The 14931-nt window shown below is 72.6% G+C and carries 18 protein-coding genes; 8 read left to right on the plus strand and 10 right to left on the minus strand.

Annotated features, from left to right (window positions below; translation table 11 throughout):
- Positions 1-179: 179 nt before the first annotated feature.
- Positions 180-857, minus strand: coding sequence for a PepSY domain-containing protein (locus ACIRPP_RS14625; RefSeq protein ID WP_403641888.1), 678 nt, complete (start codon positions 855-857; stop codon positions 180-182).
- Positions 858-1123: 266 nt separating this feature from the next.
- Between ACIRPP_RS14625 and ACIRPP_RS14630 the strand changes: the two genes are divergently transcribed.
- Positions 1124-1777, plus strand: coding sequence for a response regulator transcription factor (locus ACIRPP_RS14630; protein ID WP_403641891.1), 654 nt, complete (start codon positions 1124-1126; stop codon positions 1775-1777).
- Complete coding sequence (locus tag ACIRPP_RS14635) at positions 1774-3228, plus strand: sensor histidine kinase (RefSeq protein WP_403641894.1); 1455 nt, start codon at positions 1774-1776, stop codon at positions 3226-3228. Before ACIRPP_RS14630 ends, ACIRPP_RS14635 begins: the two co-directional genes overlap by 4 nt.
- Positions 3229-3301: 73 nt before the next feature.
- Here ACIRPP_RS14635 and ACIRPP_RS14640 read toward each other — a convergent pair whose 3' ends face one another.
- From ACIRPP_RS14640 to ACIRPP_RS14655, 4 genes are all read right to left on the minus strand, one after another.
- Positions 3302-3778, minus strand: a complete 477-nt coding sequence (locus ACIRPP_RS14640; RefSeq protein ID WP_403641897.1) for a MarR family winged helix-turn-helix transcriptional regulator — start codon at positions 3776-3778, stop codon at positions 3302-3304.
- A 95-nt stretch (positions 3779-3873) separates the two neighbouring features.
- Positions 3874-4674, minus strand: coding sequence for an AIM24 family protein (locus ACIRPP_RS14645; RefSeq protein WP_403641901.1), 801 nt, complete (start codon positions 4672-4674; stop codon positions 3874-3876).
- Entirely contained in the window at positions 4671-5321 is a 651-nt protein-coding gene (locus ACIRPP_RS14650) for an AIM24 family protein (protein WP_192230359.1), read from the minus strand. The genes ACIRPP_RS14645 and ACIRPP_RS14650 overlap by 4 nt, the downstream gene beginning before the upstream one ends.
- Before the next feature lies 1 nt (position 5322).
- Complete coding sequence (locus ACIRPP_RS14655) at positions 5323-5955, minus strand: AIM24 family protein (protein ID WP_164335167.1); 633 nt, start codon at positions 5953-5955, stop codon at positions 5323-5325.
- 175 nt (positions 5956-6130) lie between these two features.
- Here ACIRPP_RS14655 and ACIRPP_RS14660 point away from each other — a divergent pair, with 175 nt between their 5' ends.
- Entirely contained in the window at positions 6131-6475 is a 345-nt protein-coding gene (locus ACIRPP_RS14660; protein ID WP_403641904.1) for a DUF3817 domain-containing protein, read from the plus strand.
- On the plus strand, positions 6472-6786 hold the full coding sequence (locus ACIRPP_RS14665; RefSeq protein WP_403641906.1) for an MTH1187 family thiamine-binding protein: 315 nt from the start codon (positions 6472-6474) through the stop codon (positions 6784-6786). The genes ACIRPP_RS14660 and ACIRPP_RS14665 overlap by 4 nt, the downstream gene beginning before the upstream one ends.
- A gap of 351 nt (positions 6787-7137) precedes the next feature.
- On the opposite strand, the gene ACIRPP_RS14670 is transcribed toward ACIRPP_RS14665, so the two are convergent.
- Genes ACIRPP_RS14670 through ACIRPP_RS14680 form a run of 3 tightly spaced genes read right to left on the minus strand, consistent with a single transcriptional unit; the run spans position 7138 to position 9193 of the window.
- Entirely contained in the window at positions 7138-7776 is a 639-nt protein-coding gene (locus ACIRPP_RS14670) for a TetR/AcrR family transcriptional regulator (RefSeq protein WP_403641908.1), read from the minus strand.
- A complete protein-coding gene (locus ACIRPP_RS14675) occupies positions 7773-8453 on the minus strand; it encodes a DUF4166 domain-containing protein (RefSeq protein WP_403641911.1) in 681 nt (226 codons plus the stop codon). The genes ACIRPP_RS14670 and ACIRPP_RS14675 overlap by 4 nt, the downstream gene beginning before the upstream one ends.
- Positions 8450-9193, minus strand: coding sequence for a hypothetical protein (locus ACIRPP_RS14680; protein WP_403641914.1), 744 nt, complete (start codon positions 9191-9193; stop codon positions 8450-8452). Before ACIRPP_RS14680 ends, ACIRPP_RS14675 begins: the two co-directional genes overlap by 4 nt.
- A gap of 163 nt (positions 9194-9356) precedes the next feature.
- Between ACIRPP_RS14680 and ACIRPP_RS14685 the strand changes: the two genes are divergently transcribed.
- Positions 9357-9866, plus strand: a complete 510-nt coding sequence (locus ACIRPP_RS14685; protein ID WP_403641917.1) for a MarR family winged helix-turn-helix transcriptional regulator — start codon at positions 9357-9359, stop codon at positions 9864-9866.
- 156 nt (positions 9867-10022) lie between these two features.
- The gene (locus tag ACIRPP_RS14690) at positions 10023-10499 is read left to right on the plus strand and encodes a hypothetical protein (protein ID WP_403641919.1); all 477 of its coding nucleotides are present in this window, start codon (positions 10023-10025) and stop codon (positions 10497-10499) included.
- Between the two features lie 22 nt (positions 10500-10521).
- On the opposite strand, the gene ACIRPP_RS14695 is transcribed toward ACIRPP_RS14690, so the two are convergent.
- Positions 10522-10863: a DUF3817 domain-containing protein gene (locus ACIRPP_RS14695; RefSeq protein ID WP_164335368.1), complete on the minus strand. Its 342-nt coding sequence runs from the start codon at positions 10861-10863 to the stop codon at positions 10522-10524.
- A gap of 95 nt (positions 10864-10958) precedes the next feature.
- Here ACIRPP_RS14695 and ACIRPP_RS14700 point away from each other — a divergent pair, with 95 nt between their 5' ends.
- The gene (locus ACIRPP_RS14700) at positions 10959-12659 is read left to right on the plus strand and encodes a methylmalonyl-CoA mutase (RefSeq protein ID WP_403641922.1); all 1701 of its coding nucleotides are present in this window, start codon (positions 10959-10961) and stop codon (positions 12657-12659) included.
- A 93-nt stretch (positions 12660-12752) separates the two neighbouring features.
- Here ACIRPP_RS14700 and ACIRPP_RS14705 read toward each other — a convergent pair whose 3' ends face one another.
- Positions 12753-13376 carry a TetR/AcrR family transcriptional regulator gene (locus ACIRPP_RS14705; RefSeq protein ID WP_403641925.1) on the minus strand — a complete coding sequence of 208 codons (624 nt, stop codon included), beginning with the start codon at positions 13374-13376 and terminating at the stop codon, positions 12753-12755.
- Positions 13377-13637: 261 nt separating this feature from the next.
- On the opposite strand from ACIRPP_RS14705, the gene ACIRPP_RS14710 reads away from it, so the two are divergent.
- On the plus strand, positions 13638-14618 hold the full coding sequence (locus ACIRPP_RS14710; protein ID WP_403641927.1) for a tetratricopeptide repeat protein: 981 nt from the start codon (positions 13638-13640) through the stop codon (positions 14616-14618).
- The last annotated feature ends 313 nt before the right edge of the window (positions 14619-14931 follow it).

Genomic DNA, 14931 nt, shown 5'->3' on the forward strand with positions numbered 1-14931 from the left:
GGGGGGCGGGGCGGCGCGGGCGCGCGGCCCCGCACCCGCGCGGCGCCCCCGGGGGGGGCGCCCCCCCCCCCGGGGGGGGGGGGGGGGGGCCCCCCCGGGGGGGGGGGGGGGGGGGGTCCCCCCCCCCCGCCCCTCACAGCTGCTCACATGATCCGTGGGGAGAGCGTGTCCGGCCCGGTTCAGTCGTCGTCGGAGTCGTCGGAGTCGTCGGCGTCGTCGTCCCGGTCCGCGGTGACCTTTCCGCTCTTCAGGTCCACGTGCCAGTCCTTCCCGGCGCCGCGGGCGTTCGTGGTCTCGACCTCCCAGCCCCGCTCGTCGTCGTCCTCCAGCTCCACCGACGTCACGGTGCCCTTGGCGGCGGCGGCCCGCGCGGCGTCCTGGGCGGAGACGGACGCGCCCTGCAGCGCGGCCCGCACCTCGCCGGCGTCGTCCTCGTCGTCCTTCTGCGAGCCGAGGACCTTGCCGGTGGCCGGGTCGATCCGCACGCTGTACCAGTTGTCGCCGCCGGCGAGCACGTCGACCTCCCAGACGGCCCGGCGGTCGTCGTCCCGGTCGTCCAGCTCGGCGGAGACCGCGGTGCCCGGGCGGTGCTCCAGCGCGGCGGCGATGGCGTCGGCCGCGGTCACCTTCGCGGAGGCCGCCCGCGCGCCGTCGCGGTCGTCCCGGTCGTCGTCCCGGTCGTCGTCGCGGTCGTCGTCCCGCCCGTCGTCGTCGCGGTCGTCCGTGCGGTCGTCGAACCGGGTGTCCGCCTGCCTCGTCGTCGGCGCATCGTCCCCCGAGACCGCCAGGGCCGTCGCGGTGGCTCCCCCGACCAGGGCCGTGGCCGTGACGACAGCGATCACGATGTTGCGCTTCATGATGATTCCTCCCGAGTCGGTGTGCTTCGCGTCGAGTCGCTTGGTTCGCGCTGTTCGACGACCTCAATGTCGCCCACCGAGGCTGAGAGGAAGCTGAAGCCCCCTGAAGAACTCTTCAGGTTCGCTCTGCGACCCTCGTAGGCATGCGCCCACCCGTCACCCACCACCACCCTGCCGGAGGCGCTGCGCGCCGCCCCTCCCTCTCACCCGTCACCCACCACCACCCTGCAGGAGGCGCTGCGCGCCCTCCCGCCCGACTGCTGATCGTGGAGGACGAGAAACGCCTCGCCCTGTCCCTCGCCGGCGGTCTGACGGCCGAGGGCTACTCCGTGGACGTCGTCCACGACGGCACCGAGGGCCTGCACCGGGCCTCCGAGGGCGGCTACGACCTGCTGATCCTCGACATCATGCTGCCCGGCCTGAACGGCTACCGGGTCTGCGCCGCCCTGCGCGCCGCCGGACACGAGGTGCCGATCCTCATGCTCACCGCCAAGGACGGCGAGTACGACGAGGCCGAGGGGCTGGACACGGGCGCCGACGACTACCTCACCAAGCCGTTCTCGTACGTCGTCCTCGTCGCCCGGGTCAAGGCGCTGCTGCGCCGCCGCGGGCAGAGTGCCGGGGCCTCCCCGGTGCATGTCCACGGGGACCTGAAGGTGGACACCGCCGCCCGCCGGGTCTTCCTGGACGAGGACGAGGTGACGCTCACCGCCAAGGAGTTCTCCGTGCTGGAGCAGTTGGTGCTGCGGGCCGGTGAGGTGGTGTCGAAGGCGGACATCCTGGAGCACGTCTGGGACTTCGCCTACGAGGGCGACCCGAACATCGTCGAGGTCTACGTCAGCGCCCTGCGCCGCAAACTGCGCCCCGGGCTGATCAGGACCGTCCGCGGGGCCGGCTACCGGCTGGAGACCGCGCCGTGAGCGGAGTCTTCGGTTCCGTCCGGGCTCGGGCCACCCTCGGCGCGACCCTGGTGGTGGCGGTCGCCCTTGCCGCCGCCGGGGCCGCCCTGGTGCTGTCGCTGCGGTCCAACCTGATCGGTGAGGCGGGCACCCAGGCGGAGCGCTCCGCGCGCGCGGTGGCCGCCGAGCTGGCCGCCGGCACGTCCTACGACGCCCTGTCCGGGCTGGACGGCGACGACCGCCCGGTGCAGATCGTGGACGAGGACGGACGGCTGGTGGCCGCGACCCAGGACCTGGAGCGCATCAGCGGCACGACCACCTCCGACGTACGCCCGCGGCCCGCCGACCCGCAGCGCGACGACGACTCCGACGACGACGATGACGACGACGATGACGACCCGGACGGCGGGCGGAACCCCGGGGAGTCCCTGGAGCCGGGCGAGATCGGCCAGGAGGTCACCTTCACCAACGGCGCCGCGACCATCGACGGGGACACCGAGGACTACCGGTACGCGGCCGTCGACGTGGAGACCCCGCGGGGGGAGCGCCTCACCGTCCACGCCGGCGGGCCGCTGGCCGCCGAGCACAGCGCCGTGCGGACCGCGCGCACCGCGTTGCTGATCGGCGTCCCCCTGCTGTCCGGCCTGGTCGCCGGGGTGACCTGGCTGGTCACCGGGCGGGCGCTGCGCCCGGTCGCCGGGATCCGCCGGGAGATGGCCGCGATCACCGCGTCCGAGGACCTGACCCGCCGGGTGCCGGAGCCGGACACGCACGACGAGATCGCGCGGCTCGCCCGCACCACCAACGAGACGCTCTCCGCGCTGGAGGCGGCGGTGGAGCGGCAGCGCCGCTTCGTCGCGGACGCCTCGCACGAGCTGCGCAGTCCCATCGCCTCCCTGCGCACGCAGCTGGAGGTGGCCGCGGCCCACCCCGGCCTGCTCGACCTGGACGGCGCGGTGGAGGACACCGTACGGCTTCAGCACCTGGCAGCCGACCTGCTGCTGCTTGCTCGGCTGGACGCGGGGGAGCGGCCCTCGGACAACCGGGTCGACCTGGCCGCCCTGGCCCGCGAGGAGGCGGGAGCACGAACCGGTGTCGTGGTGTCGGAGACGGAGCCGGCGGAGGTGACCGGGTCGCGGGGACAGCTCGCCCGGGTGCTCACCAACCTGCTGGACAACGGCCGGCGGCACGCCCGCGAGACGGTCACGGTGACCGTGCGGCGGGACGGTGCCTGGGCGGTGCTGGGGGTCGCCGACGACGGGGAGGGCGTGCCCGAGGGCGACCGGGAGCGGATCTTCGAGCGGTTCGTCCGCCTGGACGCAGCCCGCAGCCGCGACGACGGGGGCGCCGGTCTGGGCCTCGCCATCGCTCGGGACGTCGCCGCACGTCACGGCGGGACGCTCACGGTCGGCGAGGCACCGGCGGGCGGAGCCCTGTTCGAGCTCCGCCTGCCGCTCGCCGCAGATGCGTAGCCGGGCGACTCGCCGGAGATGCGTAGCCGGGCCGCGCGTCAGTGCGCCGCCCGGCGGCCGCGGGGGGCCCGGGTCAGGGCCGTCCCCGCTGCCCGCGGAGGTGCTCCGCGATGGGCTTCAGGGCCTTGTCGAGGTCGGTCAGGGATTCGGGGGCCAGCAGGTCGATGAAGTGCCGCCGCACGGACGCCACATGGTGGGGCGCGACCTTCTGCATGGTCTCCATGCCGTGCTCGGTCAGCACCGCGTAGAGCCCCCGGCGGTCCGACTCGCAGTTCTCGCGGCGGACCAGGGCCGCGTTCTCCATGCGGGTGATCTGGTGCGAGAGCCGGCTCTTGGACTGCAGGGTGGCGGAGGCGAGATCGCTCATCCGCATCCGGCGGTCCTCCGACTCGGAGAGGTTCACCAGGATTTCGTAGTCGTTCATCGTCAGGCCGAACGGCTGCAGATCCTTCTCCAGCTGGTAGGTCAACAGCTTGTTGACCTCCAGGTGAGTGCGCCAGGCACACTGCTCCGCATCGCTCAGCCAGCGCGTGGCCGTCTCGGTCTCCATGTATGCAGTCTACCTAAGAAGTTGAAAGGCGAACTAGTAAGGCATTCCGTGTGACTGCGTGCACGCGTTCGATGTCACACTCCGCAGACTACCGCTCACAGCCCGAAGCGACGCTGGAGGTCTCCCAGCTGTCCGGGAAGGCGCGGTCCCCCCGGCGGCTGCCCGGGTCCGCCGGAACTGCTGCCTCCGGGCACTCCCGGCTGCGCCGGAGGCGCCCCCGTGGCCTGCTCGGTCATCAGTGTCTCGGACGACTGGAGCAGCACCGTCCCGGCCCCCACGAACTCGAACTGGTGCTCCTCGCCGGAGGCCCCGCCGAGGCCCGTCATCGCACGTAGACCGCCCATGACGCCGGTCAGGTAGCCGTGGTCGTAGTGGTGGCACGGAGAGGGGCAGTCGGCCCATCCGACCAGCGCCTGCGGGTCCACCCGGACCGGGGGTTCCATGAACACCACCGGACCGTTGGACGCGGCCACGAACTTTCCGGTTCCGATCAGGGTCAGGAAACCCGGCACGATCGACTGCTTCAACGACAGACTTGGCTGAAAAGCGAGCAAGTTGCCGGAGCGAATGGTCAGGTTGCCGTCCTCGAGGTCGTACGAATTCACGTCGAAGGCCCGGTCGGCGAGCAGCATCTTGCCCGCGCCCTCCGCCACGACCCAGTCGCTCGCGTGCAGTGGCGAATGGAACGAGGTGCGGACAAGTCGGTCGAGCCGGCCGTGCCCGATGCCGTTGAACTCGATCGAGCCGTAATAGGCGATCATCTTCCCCTTCTGCAGGAACCACTGGCTCCCCTTGAGCTCCACGCAGAAGGTGTAGTGATCGACGTTGTCGTCGGACGGCAGGGTCGTCGGGTCGAAGACGGCGGGGCCGCCGGGGCCGCCCTGATAGATGCTCACAGCTTCTCCTCCGAGGCCTGGACGTAGACCGCGCCGCTGCCGCTCAGTTCCAGCTGGAACGCCTCGCCCGAGCCGCGGCCCACCATGTCCCGCCAGCCGAGCGCGGTCGACAGCCGGTTGCGGACGTCGCCGTGGTGGGCCACGTACGCCTGCGGGTCGACGTGCACCGCCCGCTGCGGGGTGATCGGCAGCTCGATCACCCCGCCGTGGGCCATCACGGCGACGGCGCCGTGTCCGCGCAGGGTGGTGGTGAACAGCCCCTGCCCGGAGACCTGGCCCCGGACCATCCCCATCACGCCGCCCTGCGAGCCGAGGAAGACGGTGCCCTGCTCCAGCGTGCCCTCGAAGGCCAGCAGACGGTCCGCCTCCACGTACAGGGTGTCGCCGGAGAGGTTGATCACCTGGATGTGGTGGCCGCCGTGCCCGAACAGCACGGTGCCGCTGCCCTCCACCGTCATCAGGGGCGTGGCCTCGCCCGCGACCCGCCGCCCGATCATCGACCGCAGCCCGCCCTGCCCGCCGGTCAGATTCGGGGTGAAGCTGACGTCCCCCTGGTAGGCGAGCATCGCGCCGCGCTGGCTGAACAGGCGCCGGCCCGGTGTCACGACCGCCCGGATCATCTTCGAGTTGATCTCCTCGAACCCCATGTCACATGTCCCCCGCGATCGTGTTCCGCTCACTCGGCTGCACGTAGACCAGCCCGTCGCCCTCGAAGCGGATCTGGAACGCCTCGCCGCCGCCCTCGCCGAGCATCGTGCGGAACGTCACACCGGACTGCAGCGACTGCCGCAGGTTCCCCCGGTGGGCCACGTAGGCGCCCGGGTCGACGGTGAGGGGGTACTGCGGACCGACCCGCAGCACCACCGCCGGCCCGTCCGACATGATCGCCACCTGGCCGTGCCCCTCGACGGTGGTGGTGAACAGCCCGTTGCCCTGCGAGGCGCCGCGCAGCCCGGTGAAGGTGGTCCCGGTGCGCAGCGCGCCGTCGGCCGCCAGCAGGTTGCTGGACTCGACGTAGAGCGTGTCGCCCTGCAGTCCGACGAGGTTGATCTCGGTGGCCCGGTCGGCGAACCAGCAGGTCCCGTTGCCCTTCACCTCCATCACCGTCATCTGCTCACCGGTCAGCCTCCGGGTCACCATCCCCCGGATGCCCTCGCCGCCCCCGCTGAGCTTCTTGAACGTCATGTCACCGTCGTACGCGACCATCGAGCCGTTCTTCGCCTTCACGGCATCCCCGGTCATGTCGACGGCGAGCACCTTGCTGCTCTGAAGTCGGAACATCGCCACGTGGGTGACCGTAGCCGGATATGTGCCCGTCCGGACAGGTGTGTGGACCGGCGGGCGGACCCCCTCCGGTGATCGCGGAGGGCGTTTGCCAGAATGGTGGGACGCTTGTGCGTGCGTTCACAAACCGTCAGACCGTCGACGCCGACGTCTCTCCCATCGAAGGTGACCCGTGGACCTCAAGACCGCCGCCGCCCTCCGCCGACTCCGCCTGGTCTCGGGCCCCGAGGCGATCTCCTTCCTCGTCCTGCTCGTCTGCTCCGTCCTGAAGCGGACCACGGACTTCAACGCCGTCCCGGTGATGGGCGCGATCCACGGCATCCTCGTGGTGCTCTACCTGGTCTTCTGGGCCGACGCCTGGAACCGTGCCAAGTGGTCGCTCAAGACCGCCGCCTTCTACCTGCTGATGTCGGTCCTGCCCGCCGGCGGCTTCGTCGCCGAGCGGCGCCTCAAGCGGGAGGCCGAGGACGCGGTGATCGCCTCCCGCGCCCGCAACGAGGGAGTGGTGAGCGCGTGATCGTCGCGTTCTCCGTGACACCGCTCGGGGTCGGCGAGGACGTGGGGGAGTACGTCGCCGACGCCGTGCGGGTGGTCCGCGAGTCCGGGCTGCCGAACCGCACCGACGCCATGTTCACCTCCGTCGAGGGCGAGTGGGACGAGGTCATGGACGTGGTCCGGCGGGCCGTGGCCGCCGTCGAGGCGCGGGCGCCCCGCGTCTCCCTGGTCCTCAAGGCGGACATCCGGCCCGGGGTGAGCGACGGACTGACGTCGAAGGTCGAGACCGTGGAACGGCACCTGGCCGCCCCCGGCGGAGACGGTCCGGCCTGACCCCGGCGGAGGCCGCCGGGCTCGACCCGGCCCGGCGCCGGCGCCGGTGCCGGCCGAGCGGGCCCGGCCCGGCACCGCTCCCGGCGGGAGCGGGGGCCCGGCCTGGTGCCGATCCAGGCGGAGACGGTCCGGCCTGACCCCGGCGGAGACCGCCCGGCTCGACCCGGCCCGGTGCCGGTGCCGGCCGAGCGGGCCCGGCCCGGCACCGCTCCCGGCGGGAGCGGGGGCCCGGCCCGGTGCCGATCCAGGCGGAGCGGGCCCGGCCCTGCCCGGCCTGACATGGCCCGGTCGTGGTCGGCCGCCGACCGCGGCCGGGGGCCGAGGAGCCCCCTCGTCCCGCCCCCGGGACGCTCAGCGGCGTCCCGCCCTCCGCAGGTGGTGCCGCACCGCCCGCTGGGCGACCGGGCCGAGGTCCTCGAGCGCGGCGACGAGCGCGCCCAGCTGCTCCAGGGCGTCCAGCGCCGCCCCCGCCCCGGCCGGATCGACCCCGTCGTACAGCTCGATGCCCACGAAGGACGCCGCCACCGCCCGCGCGAGCCCGCGCACGTCGGTGAACTCGCCGAACGGGGTGGCCGGGAGCACCCGCGCCAGGACCCTCTCGATCTCCGCGATCCACAGGTCCAGGCCCGCCGCGGTCGCCGCGGCGAGCGTGTCCTGCGTCTGCGCCCCGGCGAGCAGCTGCCCGAGTACGGCCACATGACCGGCCGCCCGCTCCTCCTCGTGCATCGCGCGCCCGAAGGCCAGCAGCTCCGAGAGGGAGCCGATGCCCGCGAGCCGGGGGCCGTAGCGGGCGATCCGCTGCTCGGTGGCGTGCCGGCAGGCCGCGGACAGCAGCTCGTCCACCGACCCGAAGTGGTAGAAGACCAGCGCCTGGTTGACTCCCGCCGCCGCCGCGACGGTACGGGCCGACACCTTCGTGATGCCCTGATCGGCCAGCGTGCGCAGGGCGCCGTCCAGCAGCTTCGCCTTGGTGTCCCGGGCCGCACTCATGCGCGCCGCTCCTCCCGGACCGGGCGCAGACCGGGCCGCACCCCGCAGGCGCAGACGTCGGTGTACGCGGCGGTGAACGAGCCCTCGTAGCCGAACAGGGGCCCGAACCAGCGGTGGGTGACGTCCACGCGGATCCGGAAGCGGCCGGCGCGCTCGTCGAAGGACTCCCGCACCTCGGCCGTCGCACCGATCAGTTCGGGGACGCGCACGTCGACCGGCCCCTCGCGGAAGCGGTGCTCACCGGAGCGGATCAGCAGCGAGCCGTCCGGCTCGGCGCTGGGGCGCAGCTCGGTGGCGAGGTGCTGGTGGGTGCCGAGGTAGTCGAGGATCCGGTCGCCGCCGGGGGCGAGCACCATCTGGGCGTCGAAGCGGCGGGGACGGCCGGGCAGCCGGAAGGTGCGCACGAAGGTCACCGTCTCCCGCCCGAAGCCGTCGGTGTAGGGGACGTTCTCGATGGTGAAGGGGACGTCCCGGCCTTCCCGGGGCACCAGGATGTTCCGGGTCCCGCCGAGCGCCAGGAACGGCTTGACGAAGGCCCGCCCGTGCCAGATCCGGTCCATCACGCCGTGGCCGGTGCACGCCTCGCCGCTCGACAGGCCGACGGAGAAGCGGCGGCGCAGCTCCGGGTGGAGCCGGTCGAAGGAGGCACCCATCGCGGTGCGGAAGATCGAGGTCATCGCGGCAGCTCCAGGGTGTGCAGGACCCGCGGTGCACGGGAGCGGACCGGCGGGGTGCGCAGGCAGCGGCGGGCCGCCGGGGTGCGGGGCGAGGGCGGGGCGAAGAGGGCCGCGCAGACCGTCAGGGTCAGCAGCAGGACGAGGTAGGCCAGGGCGGGGGAGAGTTGCGCCGGCTGCAGCGCGAGGACGGTGCCCGCGGCCAGGACGGCCAGGACGGCCAGGGCGCGCAGCGCCAGCTCCGCCAGCCAGTTCAGGCGGGCGCGCTCCGGTGCGACGCCGTCCTCCAGCCAGAGCCGCAGCCGGTCGAAGGACCAGGCCGTCGCCCAGCCCATCAGGGGGCGCAGCACCAGACGGTCGGCGAGGGCGCCGAAGCGTCCCCAGCGGGGCCGGTAGTCGTAGCCGGTGAGGAAGCGCACGCCGTCGCCGTCGGGGACGTAGCGCCAGTAGCCGCTGCCCTCCGCGAGCAGCGAGAGCGGGTGGGCGGAGGAGAACCGCAGGGCGGAGGTGCGGGTGCCGTCCGGGCGCTCCCGCTCGCCCGCCGCGACGCCGGTCCCGGAGACGGTGAGGAACGGCAGCACGCGCGTGGCGTACCGGAACCGCTGCGGCTCGCCGTCGGCGCGCGGCAGGTAGGTGATCTCGGTGAACCGCAGGTCCCACCGCTGGTGCCGGTCCGGTTCCTGCGTCCGCTCCCAGAGCGTCTCCAGTCCGGCTCTCACGCGTGTCTCGACGTACAGCCCCATGCTGCCCCCAGGTCGGCCGGTCCTTTTGAGCGACTGCTCAAATGCGGTGCGACGGAAGGTACCGGGTTTTGAGCGATCGCTCAAGCATCAGAAGTCAGGACGGGGGTGACCGAACGGCGAGACGGAGCTGACCAGCATATGACCGGCCGGTAGGGTCTGGACCGTGCCGAAGCCGCTCAGTCTCTCGTTCGATCCCATCGCGCGCGCCGACGAACTCTGGAAGCAGCGCTGGGGAAACGTGCCGTCCATGGCCGCGATCACGTCGATCATGCGCGCGCACCAGATCCTGCTGGCCGAGGTCGACGCGGTGGTCAAGCCCTACGGGCTCACCTTCGCGCGCTACGAGGCGCTGGTGCTGCTCACCTTCTCCAAGTCGGGCGAGCTGCCGATGTCCAAGATCGGCGAGCGGCTGATGGTGCACCCCACGTCCGTCACGAACACCGTGGACCGCCTGGTCCGCTCGGGCCTGGTGGCCAAGCGCCCCAACCCCAACGACGGCCGCGGCACCCTGGCGGCCATCACCGACAAGGGCCGCGAGGTCGTCGAGTCCGCCACCCGCGACCTGATGGCCATGGACTTCGGCCTCAGCGCCTACGACGCCGAGGAGTGCACCGAACTCTTCGCCATCCTCCGGCCCCTGCGGCTGGCGGCGGGGGACTTCGAGGGCGACTGAGGTCGCGTCAACCGGGGACGCCGCCTACTCCCTGACGGTGGGTTCTGGCGCTCGCGGGCTGCAGAAACGCTCGGGCACTCGTCCCGCGCTGGGATCCTGGCGACCGGCCTTCGAGCGGAAGGCCGGCCTCCACGCCGATCGTCAGGGAGCCCCCGCATGCGTGTGCGCCGTACCGTCCGTCGCCTGTCCCCCTCCGTCACCGTGCTCGCGCTCTGCGCCCTGGCGACCATGGGGACGGCGGGTGCGGCTCATGCCGGCGCAACCGGGTCCAGCGCGATCGGCACGTTCTCGTACCAGGTGCGGGGAGCCACGGTGACGGTGCCCGTCGGCTGCTTCCTGACCCATGCGATCTCCGGCTCCGGGAAACGGATCAACAGCCAGCTCGCGGGCGTCGACTGCATCGGTGTCGCGGCGATCTTCTCCCGGTTCTGCAACTGGCGGATCGACTTCGCCTACGCCGACACCCACGGCAGGACGTACCGCACCTCACGCGGAGCCACGCACGCCGAGTGCGACGGTGCCCCGCTGCGGCGGGCCGGGGCGCGGACCCTGCCCTCGTACGGAAAGGCGTGCGCGAAGCTCCACATCAACGGCACCCTGCGGACCACGCAGTGCCACTACATCACCAAGTGACGCGGTGCCGCCGAGGCGGACGTCAGGCCGTCGCGGGAGTGGCGTCGGCGTCCTTGGCGATCAGCGGCTCCGCCTCGCGGGTCACGCGCCGCTCGACGAAGAAGGCCGCCGTGGGGACGGTGCCGGCGAGCAGCACCCACAGCTGGCGCCCCACCGGCATCTTCATCTTGTTGCCGAGGTCGAAGGCGAAGATCAGGTACAGCACGTACAGCCAGCCGTGAGCGATCCCGACCACGGTGACGAAGCCGTCGAAGCCGCTCATGCCCAGCAGACGCTTGCCGATCACGCCCACGGTCAGCAGGACCAGAAGGACGGCGGTGATGTAAGCCATCACCCGGTAGCGGGTCAGGACGCTCTTCTTCATGGCCCCGAGGGTAGCCGGTGCGGTGCCGGCCTCCGTACACCCGTCCTGGCGTGCACTGCTGTCCTTTGCTAGGACGTCCAAGTAACTTCGATGGTATGGACGCTCACGCCATCGAAGAGGGCCGCCGGCGCTGGCAGGCCCGGTACGACAGTGCGCGGAAGCGGGAGGCGGACTTCACCACGCTCTCCGGGGATCCGGTGGAGCCGGTGTACGGGCCGCGGCCGGGCGACACCTACGAGGGGTTCGAGCGGATCGGGTGGCCGGGGGAGTACCCGTTCACCCGGGGGCTGTATCCGACCGGGTACCGGGGGCGGACCTGGACGATCCGGCAGTTCGCCGGGTTCGGGAACGCGGAGCAGACCAACGAGCGGTACCGGACGATCCTCCGCAACGGCGGGGGAGGGCTGTCCGTCGCCTTCGACATGCCGACCCTCATGGGGCGGGACTCCGACGACCCGCGCTCCCTGGGCGAGGTCGGGCACTGCGGGGTGGCGGTCGACTCCGCCGCCGACATGGAGGTGCTGTTCCGGGACATCCCGCTCGGTGACGTGACGACGTCCATGACCATCAGCGGGCCCGCCGTGCCCGTCTTCTGCATGTACCTCGTGGCCGCCGAACGGCAGGGCGTGGACCCCGCGGTGCTCAACGGCACGCTCCAGACGGACATCTTCAAGGAGTACATCGCGCAGAAGGAGTGGCTGTTCCAGCCGGAGCCGCATCTGCGGCTGATCGGCGACCTGATGGAGCACTGCGCGGCCGGCATCCCCGCCTACAAGCCGCTCTCCGTCTCCGGCTACCACATCCGCGAGGCCGGTGCGACGGCCGCGCAGGAGCTCGCCTACACGCTCGCGGACGGCTTCGGCTACGTGGAGCTGGGGCTCAGCCGCGGGCTGGACGTCGACGTCTTCGCGCCGGGGCTGTCGTTCTTCTTCGACGCGCACGTCGACTTCTTCGAGGAGATCGCCAAGTTCCGCGCCGCCCGGCGCATCTGGGCGCGCTGGATGCGGGACGTGTACGGCGCGCGGAGCGAGAAGGCGCAGTGGCTGCGGTTCCACACCCAGACGGCCGGTGTCTCGCTCACCGCCCAGCAGCCGTACAACAACGTCGTGCGCACCGCCGTGGAGGCGCTGGCCGCCGTGCTGGGCGGCACCAACTCGCTGCACACCAACGCCCTGGACGAGACCCTCGCCCTGCCCAGCGAGCAGGCCGCCGAGATCGCCCTGCGCACCCAGCAGGTGCTGATGGAGGAGACCGGCGTCGCCAACGTCGCCGACCCGCTGGGGGGCTCCTGGTACGTCGAGCAGCTCACCGACCGCATCGAGGCCGACGCGGAGCGGATCTTCGAGCAGATCAAGGAGCGCGGCCTGCGGGCCCACCCGGACGGGCAGCACCCGATCGGGCCGGTCACCTCGGGCATCCTGCGCGGCATCGAGGACGGCTGGTTCACCGGCGAGATCGCCGAGTCCGCGTTCCGCTACCAGCAGGCCCTGGAGAAGGGCGAGAAGCGGGTCGTCGGGGTCAACGTGCACACCGGGTCCGTCACCGGCGACCTGGAGATCCTGCGGGTCAGCCACGAGGTGGAGCGCGAGCAGGTGCGCCTCCTCGGCGAGCGCAGGGCGGCGCGCGACGACGCGGCGGTGCGTTCGGCGCTGGACGCGATGGTGGCGGCGGCGCGCTCCGGCGCCAACATGGTCGAGCCGATGCTGGACGCCGTACGGGCGGAGGCCACCCTGGGCGAGATCTGCGGGGTGCTGCGGGACGAATGGGGCGTCTACACCGAGCCCCCCGGCTTCTAGGACCGGCAGCCCCGGCTTCCAGGACCGGCAGCCTCCCGGCTTCCAGGGCCGGCAGCCCCCCGGCTTCCAGGACCGGCCCACAAGGGCGGGCGGCTACGCGGCCGGGGCGGCGGCCAGGCCCGACAGCAGGACGCGGGTGAAGGAGCGCACCCACTCCCCGTCGGCGGGCTGGGCGCTCACCAGCGTCCGGTGCACCACGGCACCGGCCACCATGTCGAAGATCAGGTCCACCGTGCGTGCGGCCTGCGCCGCGTCCGGCTCCGGCGGCAGCTCGCCCCGCGCCTGGGCGCGCGTCCGCCCGGTGTGGACCAGGCGCTTCTGCCGCTCCACGATGGAGGTGCGGATGCGCTCGCGCAGCGCCTCGTCGCGGGTCGCCTCGGCGACCACCGCCATGAGCCCGCTGCGGGCCTCCGGCCGGGCCAGGATCGCGGCGAACTGGAGCACCACGCCCTCTATGTCGGCGGCCAGCGAACCGCGGTCGGGCAGGCACAGCTCGTCGAAGAGTTCCGCGACCGCGTCCACGACCAGTTCGTTCTTGCCCGCCCAGCGGCGGTAGAGGGTGGTCTTGGCGACCCCGGCGCGGGCCGCGACGTCCCCCAGGGTGAGCCGGGACCAGCCGAGCTCCACCAGAGCCTCGCGCGTGGCGGCCAGGATCGCGGCATCCGCGTCGGCGCTGCGCGGACGCCCGGTGCGGCTGGCGGGGGTGCGGCTCTGCATGGCACGACCTTAGCCACCGGCCGGTTCCGTGCGCCCCGTGAGAGAGATCACCGCGCGGGGGTACTCCCGACGGCCCTCCTACCGTTACGCTACGACCCGTAGCGAAAGCGCGCTCCGACCGGCGCGCCCGAGCGACGACCACCCGGGGCCCTCGCGGGCCCGACCGGGCGCGGGGTGGGGACCCGGTGCCCAACAGCACACGTACGCCTGGCTTTCCCGGCGTTTTTCACACGCACGCGTGGTACGGGGGAGGATAGACGCATGCAGCCACGGAACATGTCCATGAGCGGGGTCGTCGACCTCGCCGCGGTGAAGGCGGCCCAGGAGGCCAAGACGAAGGCGGAGCAGGCGCGCGCCGAAGCGGCCCGGCAGGGCGGCGGGGGTGCCGTCTCCCCGGCCGATCTCGTCATCGACGTCGACGAGGCCGGGTTCGAACGCGACGTCCTGCAGCGGTCCACCGAGGTCCCGGTCGTCATCGACTTCTGGGCCGAGTGGTGCGAGCCCTGCAAGCAGCTCAGCCCCGTCCTGGAGCGGCTCGCCGTCGAGTACGACGGCCGTTTCCTCCTCGCCAAGATCGACGTCGACGCCAACCAGATGCTGATGCAGCAGTTCGGCATCCAGGGCATCCCCGCGGTCTTCGCGGTGGTGGCGGGCCAGGCCCTGCCGCTCTTCCAGGGGGCCGCCGGCGAGGCGCAGATCCGCCAGACCCTGGACCAGCTGGTGCAGGTCGCCGAGCAGCGCTTCGGCCTGACCGGCCTCACCGTCGACCCCGAGGCCGAGCCGGGCGGTGCCGCCCCGGCGGCCGCGTCGGAGGTGCCCGTGGGGCCGTACGACGCCCTGCTGGAGGCCGCCGTGCAGGCGCTGGACTCCGGTGACCTGGGCGGTGCCGTCCAGGCGTACAAGAACGTGCTCGCCGAGGACCCGGGCAACCCCGAGGCCAAGCTGGGTCTCGCGCAGGCCGAGTTGCTCCAGCGCGTGCAGGGGCTGGACCCGCAGCGGGTGCGCGCCGAGGCGGCCGAGAAGCCGGGGGACGCGCAGGCGCAGATCACCGCGGCCGACCTGGACCTCGTGGGCGGCCACGTCGAGGACGCCTTCGGCCGCCTGATCGAGACGGTGGGCCGTACGGCGGGCGACGAGCGTGAGGCGGCGCGGGTGCGTCTGCTGGAGCTGTTCGAGGTCGTCGGCGCGGACGACCCGCGGGTGGTCGCCGCCCGCAGGGCACTCGCGCGCGCTCTGTTCTGAGCGGTCCGGGCAAGCCCGGGCCGGGTGGCTGAAATGCCCGGTTCCGGGCCCGTGGTGCCCGAGTGAAGGATTGGCCGACGGAGGTCCGTGCGACCGTGCTTTGCCAAAACTTGGCAATCGCGGCAGCTGTTACTGCGAGTAAGTCGCGGGCGTTGGTCTGTCGGTTTCTGTCCATTGATCAATAGTTTTGTACGCCCCCTTCAGGACACCCAGCGTCGCCGGACGAGGCCGCTGGGTCGTCCCACGGTTATCCGGCCGTTACTAGCGAGTAACGAACCCCCTTGTGCGGGCGGCGAGAATGCACCACGATCGG

The sequence above is a fragment of the Streptomyces sp. NPDC101219 genome, assembly GCF_044767675.1.
Classification (GTDB): domain Bacteria; phylum Actinomycetota; class Actinomycetes; order Streptomycetales; family Streptomycetaceae; genus Streptomyces.

Bases quoted from the DNA above. Each gene is read 5' to 3' on its own strand.
- ACIRPP_RS14625 (WP_403641888.1), bottom strand. From the start codon at position 857: ATGAAGCGCAACATCGTGATCGCTGTCGTCACGGCCACGGCCCTGGTC.
- ACIRPP_RS14640 (WP_403641897.1), bottom strand. From the start codon at position 3,778: ATGGAGACCGAGACGGCCACGCGCTGGCTGAGCGATGCGGAGCAGTGT.
- ACIRPP_RS14650 (WP_192230359.1), bottom strand. From the start codon at position 5,321: ATGGGGTTCGAGGAGATCAACTCGAAGATGATCCGGGCGGTCGTGACA.
- ACIRPP_RS14655 (WP_164335167.1), bottom strand. From the start codon at position 5,955: ATGTTCCGACTTCAGAGCAGCAAGGTGCTCGCCGTCGACATGACCGGG.
- ACIRPP_RS14670 (WP_403641908.1), bottom strand. From the start codon at position 7,776: ATGAGTGCGGCCCGGGACACCAAGGCGAAGCTGCTGGACGGCGCCCTG.
- ACIRPP_RS14675 (WP_403641911.1), bottom strand. From the start codon at position 8,453: ATGACCTCGATCTTCCGCACCGCGATGGGTGCCTCCTTCGACCGGCTC.
- ACIRPP_RS14680 (WP_403641914.1), bottom strand. From the start codon at position 9,193: ATGGGGCTGTACGTCGAGACACGCGTGAGAGCCGGACTGGAGACGCTC.
- ACIRPP_RS14690 (WP_403641919.1), top strand. From the start codon at position 10,023: ATGCGTGTGCGCCGTACCGTCCGTCGCCTGTCCCCCTCCGTCACCGTG.
- ACIRPP_RS14695 (WP_164335368.1), bottom strand. From the start codon at position 10,863: ATGAAGAAGAGCGTCCTGACCCGCTACCGGGTGATGGCTTACATCACC.
- ACIRPP_RS14700 (WP_403641922.1), top strand. From the start codon at position 10,959: ATGGACGCTCACGCCATCGAAGAGGGCCGCCGGCGCTGGCAGGCCCGG.
- ACIRPP_RS14705 (WP_403641925.1), bottom strand. From the start codon at position 13,376: ATGCAGAGCCGCACCCCCGCCAGCCGCACCGGGCGTCCGCGCAGCGCC.
- ACIRPP_RS14710 (WP_403641927.1), top strand. From the start codon at position 13,638: ATGCAGCCACGGAACATGTCCATGAGCGGGGTCGTCGACCTCGCCGCG.